Consider the following 11,964-nt stretch of genomic DNA (forward strand, 5'->3'; position numbering starts at 1 on the left):
GGCGGGATCGGCGGCAGGGTGACGCCGCTGGAGACGATGCCCGCGCCGGTCATCTCGGGCGTGACTTTGACGGGAATACCGGCCTTTTTATCGACAGGCTTGGCGGTCTGGGCCAAGGTGGTCGCCGGCAGTGCCAGCAGGGTGGTCAGCGCCAGCAGCGCTGGGGCCAGGCGGAAACGGGCATGGTGTGGCATGGAGATCCTTGTTGCTATATATTTTGTAGCTTCTTAGGCAGATTTTTACCGGGCTGGAGGCCAAAAAGCCTTGAATTTTACGTGGCAGCGTCAGGGGCTTTCAAAAACCGCTCGCCCGTGCAGCGGGTTGGTGTCGCGCATGTTGTCTTTGAAATGCTTTTGCCACAGTGCCAGTTGTGCCGCCGAGAGTTCCAGCGGCTGCTTCATCACCAGCCACGCCACCCCTTCGGTACAGGGCGCGGCGGTCAGTGAGCCGCTGTAGCGGTAGTAGCCGCGTTGCGCGGGCAGCAGGTCGATGGCGCTGACCTGCACCTGGGGGTGCGTGTGGTCGCCGTCCACCTTGGCCGGAATGTGTGGCAGCAGGCTGGCCAGCAGCGGGTTTTCTGCGCCCAGGCGAAACGGCACCACGATGACCAGCAACTGGCCCGAGCGGCTTTTGTGCAGGATGTGCGCCGCAAACGGAAAGTGTTCCCCTTTGATCTGGTCGCCGCCCGGGGTGTGAAAGTGGAACTGCTGCAGCGTGTAGTGCTCCTGGCCCAGCACCAGTTCGCCGCGCTTGTCAAAACGCACCCGCGCGGTGTGGCCGTCATTGGCGATGCGCAGCGCCGCCTTCGGGTAGCTGGGCGCCATGGCGGGCTGCTTGGTGCCGGTGACCGATTCGGCGGTGATGTTGATGGGGGACTGGCGGTGGCCGCTGTCGCACAAAGAGGCCGCCTGGCTGACGGCTGCGCTCAACAGGAGCGGGTAAACAGTAAGTTTCATGATTGGATGGGCTGCTTGCCAAATGGCAGGGTGCCGATGGTAGCTGGCAAATATCGCTGCCGCTGCGCCGACGCCGGGCCGGGGGCAAGGCAAAATCGGGGCATTTTTCACGCGGGTCCTTTTCACCATGTCCACCAACACCTCCTCCCCGGCGGCAGCCGAACCGCTGGCGACAGCTGCTTTTGACGAACTCGACACCATTTTGGATGACTTGCGCACGCGCGACGACGAAATCCCGCAGTGGGAGTTTTGCGAAGGCTTCATGGCCGCGCTGATCTGTTGCCGCCGGGTCGTCCCACCGTCCGAATACTTGCCGGTGCTGCTGGGGTCCGAGCCGGACGACGCTTCGCCGAGCGCACCGTTTGCCGATGACGCCCAGTTTGAACGCTTCATGACCTTGTGGGGGCAGCGCTGGAACGAAGTCGCCGCGGCGCTCAACACCCCGGTTGAAGCCCTGGACGACGAACGCGCCTACCAGCCCGAGGTGATGGACCTGCGCGGCGCCATTGCCGCGCTGACACCCGAGCAGCGCGCCGAGATGGGGGATGCCCCGGTGCCTTCGTTTGGCCAGATCTGGGCGATTGGCTTCATGTATGCGGTAGAAAACTGGCCCGAAGAGTGGGCGCCGCCGCGTGACCGCGACGCCGCCAAGGTGCTCGACGCTGCGCTGGAATGTGTGGTGGCGCTGACCGAAGACGACACCGCGCCGCCATCGGTGGCCGCGTTTGAAGAAGGTGGTGAGCCGACCATGAGTGAACAGCGCCTCAATGATTTTGCCGACGCGATCTGGGCGGTGTATGACCTGCATGAACTCTGGCGCAACATCGGCCCGCGCGTCGAAACCGTGCACCGTGTTGCCACGCCAGGCCGCAACGACCCATGCTCTTGTGGCAGCGGCAAAAAATACAAGAAGTGCTGCGGCGCCTGAACCGCCGCCCGGCCGGCCTCAGGCGCTGAAAAAGGCCCGCAGCCGGTGGGCTGTGTCCTCGGGCAGTTCTTCCGGGATGAAATGCCCGGCGGGCACGGCGGCGCCGGTGACTTGGCCCGCACACTGGGCCTGCCACAGCGCCAGCGGCTTGAACAGGCGCTGCACCACCCCGCGTTCCCCCCACAGCACCAGCGTGTCGCAGGCGATTTTTTGACCCTGGGCCCGGCTGCTGCGGTCATGCGCCAGGTCGATGCCGGCGCTGGCACGGTAGTCCTCACACATGGCATGGATGGTGCCGGGCAGGCCAAAGCAGCGCTCGTATTCGGCCAGCGCGGCGGGCTCGATGTGACCCAAGCCACCTGTGCCCCAGCCGCCGAGTTTGTGGTGCAGGTAGGCCAGGGCGTTGCCGCCAATCATCAGCTCGGGCAGCGGGCTGGGCTGGATCAGGTGAAACCAGTGGTAGTAATGCCTGGCAAATTCAAAGTCGGTGGCGTCATACATGTCCAGCGTGGGTGCGATGTCGATCACAGCCAGGTGGCTGACCCGCTCGGGGTGGTCCAGCGCCAGCCGGTGCGCCACCCGGCCACCCCGGTCATGGCCGCAGACGCCAAAACGCTGGATGCCCAGGGACTCCATCAGCGCCACCAGGTCTTGCGCCAGGGTGCGTTTGCTGTAGTTGCTGTGGTCGGCCAGCCCGGGAGCCTTGGCCGAGTCACCATAACCGCGCAGGTCGGGCAGCACCAGATCAAAGTCCTCGACCAACCGCGCGGCCACCCGGTGCCACATCACATGACTTTGCGGGAAACCGTGCAACAGCAGCAGGGCCGGGCGTCGGCCCATGGCGCCCCGCGTGACGCGGGCGTGGAGCTGGGTGCCGTTCACGGCGAACTGACGCAACTCGAAATTTTCAAACCAGTTCATGGGCTGCTCCGTTGCTTCAGGGGTGGTGGTGGGTGGGGCTGATGGCGTCATGAGATCAACTGGGGCAGAGCCCCGGCCAGGAAATCATAAACCCGGCGTATGCGTGGATTGGTCCTGATCTCGCGGTGCACCGCCAGCCACATCGGCAAGGGGGGAACTTTCAGCTGGCCGGGCAATACCTCGACCACCTCGGGTTCGCGGTGGGCCAGATAGGCGGGCGCAAAACCAATGCCCAGGCCGGCGCGTACCGCCTGCCATTGCACGATGTAATCGTCGCTGCGCAGCACAAACAGCTCACGCGTCACCGGGTAACCCATGGCGGCAAACCCACGCAGGATCGACGTGTCGGTGTCGCTGCCGATCAGCGCATGCTGCAGCAGGTCCTGGGGCTGGCGCAGCGGGGCACGGCGCGTCAGGTAGCTCTTGTGGGCATAAGCGCCAAGCCTGACCTGGCCGAGCTTGCGGGCCACCAGCGAACCTTGCTCGGGACGGACCATGCGCACGGCAATGTCGGCTTCGCGGCGCAGCAGGTTGCTGATCTGGTTGCTGGAGACCAGTTCGATCTGGGTGTCGGGCAGGCTTTGGCGCAGCTGGGCCAGCAGCGGCGGCATCAGGTGCACGGCCACCGGCACGCTGGCGGTGATGCGCACCGTGCCGCTGGTTTGTGTTTGGGCGCTGGCCAGGGTGCGGGTGAGCTGGTTGGCACCGGCTTCCATGCTGCGCGCCGCCTCGGCCAGTTGCAGCGCCATGCTGGTGGGTACCAGTCCGCGCCCGGTGCGCTCGAACAGCACCACCCCCAACTGGCTTTCCAGCTCGGCGATGTGCCGCCCAACGGTGGGCTGGCTGGCCTGGATGACACGCGCCGCGCCCAGCAGGCTGCCCTGATCGAGCACGGCCAGAAAGGAGCGGATCAGGGACCAGTCGAAGTGATTCATTTTTGCATGGGTGGTATAGAGTTTTATGCAATTGTGTAACAAACCGCCATAACCCACAATCGCGGACCTCACCACTTTCACAGGATAAAGTCATGTCCTCCACGGTATTGATTCTGGGCGCCCGCGGCCGTTTTGGCCTGGCGGCGGCCCGTGCTTTTGCCGACGCCGGTTGGCGCGTGCTGGCGCAGATGCGCCCCGGCACCAGGCCGCCCGCTGAAGCCGCCGGGGACGCACGCATCGAGTGGCTGGCCGCCAATCTGCAAGACAGCACGGCGCTGGCCGGTGCGGCGGCTGGTGCCTCGGTACTGGTGCATGCAGTCAATCCCGCGTACACCCACCGGGCCTGGAAAGCCCAGGCGCTGCCGCTGCTGGAGGCCACCATCCAGATCGCCCGGCTGCTGGGCGCCACCGTGATGCTGCCCGGCAATGTCTACAACTTTGGTGTCGACATGCCGGCCGTGTTGAACGAGGACACGCCGCAAGAGGCCCGCACCGTCAAGGGCCAGATCCGCATCGGCATGGAGGAACACTTGCGGCGCTCGGGCGTGCGCGGGGTGGTCATCCGTGCCGGCGATTTTTTTGGCAGTGGCCGTGGCAGTTGGCTGGACCTGGTGTTGGCCAAAGACCTGCGCCGGGGCGTGTTGACCTACCCTGGGCCGCAGGACGTGGGCACGGCCTGGGCTTATCTGCCGGATCTGGCGCGCACCTTCGTGGCTGTGGCAGCGCGGCGCGGGCAGCTGCGCCCGTTTGAGCGGCTGCATTTTCGTGGGCATCAGGCCACCGGCCAGCAGTGGCTGGATGCCATCACGCCGCTGGCGCGGGAACAGGGCTGGCTTCAACCGGAGGCGGCGCTCAAGTTGCGCCATTTACCCTGGCCGCTGATGCGCGTGGGCGCTTGGCTGCTGCCCACCTGGGCGGCCTTGGTGGAAATGCGCTATTTGTGGGACACCCCGCACACGCTGGACAACACCCGGCTGCAAGCGTTGATCGGGGACGAACCCCATACCCCGTGGCCGGTGGCGGTGCGGACGGCGCTGGCTGATCTGGGTCTGCTGGCGCACCGCGCTGGCGTGACGTCAGGGATGGGGGTCAGCCGCGCAGCAGGCTGAACGCCAGCAACCCCATGGTCAGCGCAATCAGGCCATCCAGCAGGCGCCAGGCGGTGGTGGTCTGAAACAGCGGCGCCAGGAAACGGGCGCCAAACCCCAGTGCCGCAAACCAGACCACACTGGCCAGGCCGGCGCCGGCACCAAAAATCCAGCGCCCGGATTCACCACGCTGGTTGGCGATCGACCCCAACAGCACCACGGTGTCCAGATACACATGCGGGTTCAGAAAGGTGAAGCCAAAACAGGCGGCCAGCGCGGTGGAGAGCGGGATGCCGGAGGCCTGCTCCAGCTGCATGTGGCTGCCTTGCCAGGCGCGTTGTGCCGCCAGTGCACCGTAGACGGCCAGAAACAGGGCGCCGCCATAACGGGTCAGGGTCATCAGCGTGGTGTTGCCCTGGATCAGCACACCCGCGCCGCCAATGCCGGCGGCAATCAGTACCGCGTCAGACAGAGCACAGAACGCCACCAGCGGCAGCACATGCTCACGGCGCAGTCCACAGCGCAGGACAAAGGCATTTTGTGAGCCAATGGCCACAATCAGGGCCAGGCCCGTGGCAAAGCCTCGCCAGAGATCGGTGCTCAACGTTGCAAAGTGGCGTCTTCGATCAACACCTTGTAGCTGTAGCCGGCGCCGAAGTCCTTGTCGGCGCGAACCATTCCTGACACGGTCAGCACCTCACCCAGTTTGGCATTCGCGGTGGTGGTCACCAGAATGTCATGGGTGCTGCTGGCTTGGGCGCCGGAGCCATCACGCAGGTGAATCCAGTTTTTGCCCATGATCGCTGCGTTGTACTTGACGACCTTGCCGCTGATTCGGACCGGCTTGTCCTTGAGCTTGGCGCTCTGCGTCACCACTTCGGCCACGGTGTAGGCATTGGGGCCGCTGGCCTTGGGCACGTTGACCGGACCGATGTCTGGCGCCTTGCTGGCCCCGGTGTGCGGGTTGGTGGCGCCAGTGCCGCCGAGGGTGCCAAAAAGAATGGTGGCAAAGGTCTTCTTGAGCGTTTTGCTCTCGAAGTTTTCCATGACACTGACATTTTCAATCGTGACTTTGGCGCCTTTCTGGAGGCTGACCTTGTTGACGGCCGCCCAGGTTTCACCCTGCTGGGTCTTGAGCCGCAGGTAGGTGTAGGCCTCAACCTCCCTGACTTCCAGCACCTCACCCGTCACGGTGCTGAGCATCGGGGTTTGCGCCGACCAGGCGGGGTTGGCCAGCAGCGCAGACAAGGCCAGGCACGGGGCTAGCCACAGTTTGATGTTCATAAAAGGGGGGGCTCCGAGGTGGCTTGAGCAGGAAATTCTACGCTGACGGTCAGCCCGCGGCCGTCCAGTCCGCCGGACAACCCAATCCGGCCGTGATGCAGTTCGGCAATACGCTGGCAGATGGACAGACCCAGGCCGGTGCCGGGCTGGTCCTGCCGGGCGATCCGGTAAAAGCGTTCAAACACACGCTGGTGTTGTTCGGGCGCAATGCCCGGTCCGTTGTCACTCACCTGCAACTGCACACCCTGCGCAAGAGGCTGGATCGAGACGGCAATGTGACCATGGTCTTCGGTGTATTGAATGGCGTTGTCGACAAGGTTGGACAGCAGCATCGACAACATGTCGGCGTTGCCCATCAGGGGCGGCAGATCGGGAGGCACGGACAGTTCAAGCGTCTGGTCGCGCTGCAGGGCTTTGGGGGCCAATTCGGCACAGACGGTCTCGGCGATGTGGCCCAGCGCCACGGGTTGAAACTCGGGGCGGGTTTGCTCGGGGTCAAGCCGGGCCAGCGCCAGCATCTGATTGACCAGGCGGATGGCTCGGCCCACACCAGTCTGCAACTGGTCCATCGCCAGCGTTCGCTGGGCCGGGTCGTCCACATGGCGGGTGGTGTAGAGCTGGGCCTGGATGGCTGCCAGCGGTGTGCGCAATTGGTGGGCTGCATCGTCGGTGAAGCGCCGTTCCTGTTCCAGCGTGTCAGCCATGCGTCTGAGCAGCGCGTTGAGTGCCGAAACCATCGGTCTCACTTCCGCCGGGACATCGACCTCCGCCAGCAAGGTCAGGTTGTCGGCCTGGCGCTTGGCGATTTCATGGCGCAGCTCATCCAAAGGGTGCAGGCCGCGCCGAATCGACAGCCACAACAGCACGAACAGCACCGGCAGGCCCAGCACGAGTGGGGTGGCTGCACCAACCACCATGTTGCGGATCAGGTCCTGGCGGAAGTCGTGCGGTTCGGAGACGATGACACGCACGCCGTGATTGCGGTCATGAAAACTGTAATGGTGCCAGAGGTAACCGTCCGGGTCGGTGGTATCGGAAAAACCCAGTTCGTCGGTTGGCACGGTGCTCAGGGCATTGGCCGAGCGCAGCAGCAGGCGGCCGTCATCGCGCCAGAGTTGGTAACGCAGATGGTTGCCGTATTGCATGCGTTTGGCGGCTCCCGAACTGCTGCTGGTGTCGGGCCTGTTGCCGGCAGGCACGGTGTTTTCCGGACGGTCCGGCAGGTCGGTGCCACCGCTGAACAGCTGTTCGATTTCGGCCGACGTCAGGGTGGACGGCAGCGCATGAATGGCATCGTCGTCCGGGTCCATCAGGTGCAGGAAGGCCTTGGCGGTGCGGGCCAGATGCACGTCATAAAGCTCGTCCACCCGGTCGATGTTGTCACGGGTGGTCAGGACGGCGATGGCCGCCCAGTACAGCAGGCTCGCCAGCCCCAGCGTGATCAGCAGGCGCTGGCTCAGGGAAATTTTTTTGGAGAGGATCACGATGCCGCGTTGATGATGGTGTAACCCACACCGCGGACGGTTCTGAGCCGGGCTTCGCCGATTTTTTGCCGCAGGTTGTGAATATGGACTTCCAGGACGTTGCTCTCGCCGTTGCGATTGGGGCCAAACAATGCCTCTTCGAGCCGGCCACGTGGAATGACCTGGCCGGTTTCTTCCATCAACAACTGCAACAGGTCAAACTCCTTTCTCGACAGGTTCAGCAGTTGGCCGTTGCGTGTGGCCACGCGGGTGTCGGCATCCAGGGCCAGATCACCGTTCTGGATCCGCCCGACGTAGCCGGCCCGGCGGATCAGTGCGCGCAGGCGGGCGATCAGCTCTTCCATGTCGGTGGTCTTGACCAGGAAATCGTCGGCGCCGGAGTCAAAACACATCACCTTGTCGCGGGTGGTGTCGCGGGCGGTGAGCATCAGCACCGGCAGGCTGCTGCCATCGGCGCGGATTTGTTTCAGCAGCGTCAGGCCATCCAGTCCGGGCAGGGTGATGTCCAGCACCATGGCGCGGAAATGTTCGCGTTGCAACAGGTCGTAGGCGGCCTGCCCGTCCATGACCCAGTGCGCATTGAACCCGGCCTCGTTCAGCGCCACCTGCAGACTGGCGCCCAGCTGGGCATCGTCTTCCACTATCAAGAGCCGCATGATGTTTCCTCCCTATTGATGATTTGCAGCAATCCGTCCAGAGCGTAGCGCACGCTGGCCTGGCGCACGGCGGCGCGATCACCGGCAAAGTGCTGCACCGCACTGCTCAGCCCGCTCGGGGTGGCCCAGGCAAACCACACGGTGCCCACCGGTTTGCCAGGGCTGCCACCAGCGGGGCCAGCCACGCCAGTGACGGCCAGCGCCACCTGCGCGTGTGAGTGTGCCAGCGCCCCGCTGGCCATGGCACGTGCGACCGGCTCGCTGACGGCGCCATGGGCCTCAATCAAGGTCGGCGCCACCCCCAGCAGTTCGGTCTTGGCGGCGTTGGCGTAACTCACAAAACCGCGCTCAAACCAGACACTCGAGCCCGCCAGATCGGTGCAGGCCGCGGCCATCAGGCCCCCGGTGCAACTTTCGGCGGTTGCCAGCATCCAGCGTTTTTTGATCAGTAAATTGGCTACTAGCCCGCATATCTGGCTGGTAGTGTGCTCTTTATTCAGTAGCATTTCAGACATCACCAACTCCGCCACAAGGCCAGCACCAGCAAGACACAAAAGGCCGCCACCAGATCGTCCAGCATGATGCCCCAGCCTGCCTTGCGCCAGGCGGCAGGGTCGCTGGCCGGGTCCACGTCGTGAAACAACTGGTCGGCCCAGGCCACCGGGCCCGGCTTGACCGCGTCAAAAAAACGGAACAGGGCAAACGCCGCCAGTTGCCCCGCAAACCCGGTCGGGCTGATCAGCCACAACACCAGCCAGAAGGCCACCACTTCGTCCCAGACGATGCTGCCGGGGTCCAGCACCCGCAGGTGGCGGGCGGTGACGGTGCAGGCCCACCAGCCCAGCGGCACGGACGCGGCAATCACCAGCCCCCACTGCACTTCGGTCAGCAGCGGTTGCAGCACCCAGAACGCCAGCCAGGCCCACAGCGTGCCCATGGTGCCGGGCGCCTTCGGACTCAGGCCCGAGCCAAAACCCAGCGCCAGCACATGCGCCGGGTGGCTCAGCATGAAACGCGCGGTGGGCGCAAGCGGGCGGGAAGCAGCATCAAAATCAGGCATGGCGCCATTATCGTGGTGGCCGCAGGGGGTGACGCCACGGTGTTGGCGGCGCATAATTTCCGGCCATGAATACCCTTGTTGATGCATCCCTGTCTCCGGCCACGGCCGGGTCTATCACCCGGGTGGCGGGCCTGCGGGTGGGCCATTTCACTGATCTGCGCCGCCCCACGGGCTGTTCGGTGGTGATCGCCCCGGCCGGTGCGGTGGGTGGGGTTGATGTGCGGGGGGCGGCGCCCGGCACCCGTGAAACCGATTTGCTGGCGCCGTGCAATCTGGTGGAGCGGGTCCACGCGGTGTTGCTCAGTGGCGGTAGCGCCTGGGGGCTGGATGCCGCCAGTGGTGTCATGCGCTGGCTGGAAGAGCAGGACATTGGTTTTGACGTGGGGGTGGGGCGCCTGCCGCTGGTGCCCGCCGCCGTGCTGTTTGACCTGACCGTGGGCGACGCCCACATCCGGCCTGATGCCCAGGCAGGCTACTTTGCCTGTGTGGCCGCCTCCAGTGAGCATCCGGCCGAGGGCAATGTCGGCGCGGGTGCCGGTGCCACGGTGGGCAAGATTTTTGGCTTTGAACGCGCCATGAAAAGCGGCATCGGCACCGCCTCGGTCACGGTGGATGGCGTCACCGTGGGGGCACTGGTGGCGTGCAACGCCTTGGGTGATGTGATCCACCCCGACACCGGGATGGTGCTGGCGGGCGCACGCAGCCAGGATGGGCAGACCCTGCTGGACAGCCGCCAGGCGCTGTTGCACGGTGCCTCGCCCAGTGTGCTGCTGGGCGGCACCAACACCACCATTGGGGTGGTGGCCACCGATGCCGTCATCAGCAAAACGCAGGCGCATCGGCTGGCGGTGGTGGCGCATGACGGGCTGGCGCGCTGCATCAACCCGGTGCACACCCCGCTGGACGGCGACACCCTGTTTGCCCTGGGCACCGGCCTGTCGGGCCAGCGCCCCAGCATGCTGCTGCTTGGCACCATGGCCGCCGAAGCCACCGCCCTGGCGACCCTGCGCGCGGTGCGCGCCGCCAGCGACCTGAAGGTGGGCGAGCTGCTCCTGCCGTGCGCCGCTTCCATCGGGCTTGGGCGTTAACTGGCGGGGCTGTCCATCTGGGCCATCCACTGCGCCCAGTAGTCGATGCAGGCGCGGATTTTCGGCAGGCGCTGGCGTTCCTGCAGCATCACCGCCACGATCGGGTGATGCTGGCTGTCGAGCTGGTCCTGCAGCACCGGCACCAGCTCGCCGCTGCGGATCAGCGGCGCCGCCAGCACCTGCATCACCCGCCCCAGCCCGACCCCGGCGCGTGCCAGCGCCAGCGTCAGGGCTGAGTTGTCGGTCCGGGTGTAGCCGCGCGCCGGGTAGAAGGCGGCTTTGGTGCCGCCCTGCAGCGGCCACTGGTTGATCTGCGGGTTGATGCTGCTGGTGATCAGCCGGTGCTGATCCAGCTCAGCCACACTGCGTGGGGTGCCAAAACGCGCCAGGTAATCGGGTGAGGCCACCAGCGTGCGGCCAAAATGCCCGATCTGCCGCGCCACCAGCGTGTCCTGGGTCACCTGCCCGGTGCGGATGGCGATGTCGATACCCTCACGCGCCATGTCGACGATGCGGTCATCGGCGCTGATGTCCACATGCAGTTGCGGGTACTGTGTGTACAGGCCGTTCAGGCTCGGGGCAATCAGCATCTCGGCCAGCACCGGGCTCACGCTGAGGCGGACCCAGCCGCTGGGCGCGTTGAGCTTGCCGCTGAGTTCGGTGGCCAGCTCGTCCGACGTGCTCAACAGTTGGCGGCCGTAACTCAGCAGGATGTCACCCTCGTCGGTCAGGCTCAGGCCATGGGTGCTGCGATGCAGCAGCCGGGCACCGCAGGCTGCCTCCAGCCGGGCCAGCGCCCGTGTCACCTGGCTGACCGGCGCGTGGCGCTCCCGGGCGGCGGCGGACAAGGTGCCCAGCTCGGCAATGCGGGTGAACAGCGCGACGTCATCAAGTTGGAGTTGCATGGGTGGATTTTGCTTTGTTTTGCAAAAAACGCAAAACAGATTTGAATTTTGTCCAGTTTCAGAGGGCTTGTTTTATCAATAAAGTTCAAACCACCACCATTTCACAGGAGCCCACCATGGTCATTCATCACCCTGACACCCCCGCTGTCACCCCCTTGAACCAGCTGCATGATCTGGCCCGGGTGCACGCCGCCCACCTGCGCCAGCAGGCGGTGGATGACTTCTGGCGCGGCGCCAATACCGTCTGGCTGCGCAGCCTGCAAAGTGGTGAAGCCGCGCTGGCCCGTAGCGCCACGCGGCTGCAAGCCCGGCTGGCGCGCCGTGCTAGGAACCGCGCCGCGGGCACCAGCACCTCCACCGCCTTGCCTCGCTCAGGAGTTTGACCATGCCGACCTTGCTGCTCAAAGTGTCACCCCCGCAAACCCCGGCGCGCCATCAGGCGCTGGCGCAGGCCTTGACCGAGCTGACCGCCCGGCATCTGGGCAAACGCCCGGAGGTCACGGCGGTGCTGATCGACGCGCTGCCCGCCGCCCAATGGCATGTGGGAGGCCGCAGCGTGGCCGGGCCGACGGCTTTTCTGGAAATCAGCGTGACCCAGGGAACCAATACCGCGCAGCAGAAGGCCGACTTCATCGCCGCCGCGTTTGAGGAGTTGCAGC

Annotated in this window: 16 protein-coding genes; 5 read left to right on the forward strand and 11 right to left on the reverse strand. The window is 65.3% G+C overall.

Annotated features, from left to right (window positions below; translation table 11 throughout):
* The coding region (locus PHW99_RS15820) for a hypothetical protein (protein WP_300179718.1) at window positions 1-194 on the reverse strand (194 nt) is incomplete at its 3' end.
* A 90-nt stretch (window positions 195-284) separates the two neighbouring features.
* Complete coding sequence (locus PHW99_RS15825; RefSeq protein WP_300179721.1) at window positions 285-956, reverse strand: carbonic anhydrase; 672 nt, start codon at window positions 954-956, stop codon at window positions 285-287.
* A 127-nt stretch (window positions 957-1,083) separates the two neighbouring features.
* Between PHW99_RS15825 and PHW99_RS15830 the strand changes: the two genes are divergently transcribed.
* Window positions 1,084-1,884, forward strand: coding sequence for a UPF0149 family protein (locus PHW99_RS15830; RefSeq protein WP_300179724.1), 801 nt, complete (start codon window positions 1,084-1,086; stop codon window positions 1,882-1,884).
* Between the two features lie 18 nt (window positions 1,885-1,902).
* On the opposite strand, the gene PHW99_RS15835 is transcribed toward PHW99_RS15830, so the two are convergent.
* Both PHW99_RS15835 and PHW99_RS15840 read right to left on the reverse strand, forming a co-directional pair.
* Entirely contained in the window at window positions 1,903-2,805 is a 903-nt protein-coding gene (locus PHW99_RS15835; RefSeq protein ID WP_300179727.1) for an alpha/beta hydrolase, read from the reverse strand.
* 47 nt (window positions 2,806-2,852) lie between these two features.
* The gene (locus tag PHW99_RS15840; RefSeq protein ID WP_300179730.1) at window positions 2,853-3,740 is read right to left on the reverse strand and encodes a LysR family transcriptional regulator; all 888 of its coding nucleotides are present in this window, start codon (window positions 3,738-3,740) and stop codon (window positions 2,853-2,855) included.
* A 92-nt stretch (window positions 3,741-3,832) separates the two neighbouring features.
* Here PHW99_RS15840 and PHW99_RS15845 point away from each other — a divergent pair, with 92 nt between their 5' ends.
* Window positions 3,833-4,849, forward strand: a complete 1,017-nt coding sequence (locus PHW99_RS15845) for a sugar nucleotide-binding protein (RefSeq protein ID WP_300179733.1) — start codon at window positions 3,833-3,835, stop codon at window positions 4,847-4,849.
* On the opposite strand, the gene PHW99_RS15850 is transcribed toward PHW99_RS15845, so the two are convergent.
* From PHW99_RS15850 to PHW99_RS15875, 6 genes are read right to left on the reverse strand one after another with little or no spacing between them, the layout of a single operon-like run.
* Entirely contained in the window at window positions 4,830-5,432 is a 603-nt protein-coding gene (locus PHW99_RS15850; RefSeq protein ID WP_300179736.1) for a LysE/ArgO family amino acid transporter, read from the reverse strand. The genes PHW99_RS15845 and PHW99_RS15850 overlap by 20 nt on opposite strands.
* Complete coding sequence (locus tag PHW99_RS15855; protein ID WP_300179739.1) at window positions 5,429-6,112, reverse strand: nucleotide-binding protein; 684 nt, start codon at window positions 6,110-6,112, stop codon at window positions 5,429-5,431. Before PHW99_RS15855 ends, PHW99_RS15850 begins: the two co-directional genes overlap by 4 nt.
* On the reverse strand, window positions 6,109-7,596 hold the full coding sequence (locus tag PHW99_RS15860; protein WP_300179742.1) for an ATP-binding protein: 1,488 nt from the start codon (window positions 7,594-7,596) through the stop codon (window positions 6,109-6,111). The genes PHW99_RS15855 and PHW99_RS15860 overlap by 4 nt, the downstream gene beginning before the upstream one ends.
* The gene (locus PHW99_RS15865) at window positions 7,593-8,252 is read right to left on the reverse strand and encodes a response regulator transcription factor (RefSeq protein WP_300179745.1); all 660 of its coding nucleotides are present in this window, start codon (window positions 8,250-8,252) and stop codon (window positions 7,593-7,595) included. The genes PHW99_RS15860 and PHW99_RS15865 overlap by 4 nt, the downstream gene beginning before the upstream one ends.
* Window positions 8,240-8,758: a CinA family protein gene (locus tag PHW99_RS15870; RefSeq protein WP_300179762.1), complete on the reverse strand. Its 519-nt coding sequence runs from the start codon at window positions 8,756-8,758 to the stop codon at window positions 8,240-8,242. The genes PHW99_RS15865 and PHW99_RS15870 overlap by 13 nt, the downstream gene beginning before the upstream one ends.
* A gap of 8 nt (window positions 8,759-8,766) precedes the next feature.
* Window positions 8,767-9,312: a phosphatidylglycerophosphatase A gene (locus PHW99_RS15875; protein WP_300179747.1), complete on the reverse strand. Its 546-nt coding sequence runs from the start codon at window positions 9,310-9,312 to the stop codon at window positions 8,767-8,769.
* Between the two features lie 65 nt (window positions 9,313-9,377).
* Here PHW99_RS15875 and PHW99_RS15880 point away from each other — a divergent pair, with 65 nt between their 5' ends.
* Entirely contained in the window at window positions 9,378-10,400 is a 1,023-nt protein-coding gene (locus tag PHW99_RS15880) for a P1 family peptidase (RefSeq protein WP_300179750.1), read from the forward strand.
* Here PHW99_RS15880 and PHW99_RS15885 read toward each other — a convergent pair.
* Window positions 10,397-11,305 (reverse strand): LysR family transcriptional regulator, encoded by a 909-nt coding sequence (locus PHW99_RS15885; RefSeq protein ID WP_300179753.1) that lies wholly within the window; start codon window positions 11,303-11,305, stop codon window positions 10,397-10,399. The genes PHW99_RS15880 and PHW99_RS15885 overlap by 4 nt on opposite strands.
* Window positions 11,306-11,421: 116 nt before the next feature.
* Between PHW99_RS15885 and PHW99_RS15890 the strand changes: the two genes are divergently transcribed.
* Both PHW99_RS15890 and PHW99_RS15895 read left to right on the forward strand, forming a co-directional pair.
* On the forward strand, window positions 11,422-11,688 hold the full coding sequence (locus PHW99_RS15890) for a hypothetical protein (RefSeq protein ID WP_300179756.1): 267 nt from the start codon (window positions 11,422-11,424) through the stop codon (window positions 11,686-11,688).
* Window positions 11,689-11,690: 2 nt separating this feature from the next.
* Window positions 11,691-11,964 (forward strand): tautomerase family protein (locus tag PHW99_RS15895; RefSeq protein WP_300179759.1); only part of this gene is annotated, 274 nt, incomplete at its 3' end.

The organism is Rhodoferax sp. (assembly GCF_028689305.1).
GTDB lineage: Bacteria > Pseudomonadota > Gammaproteobacteria > Burkholderiales > Burkholderiaceae_C > Rhodoferax.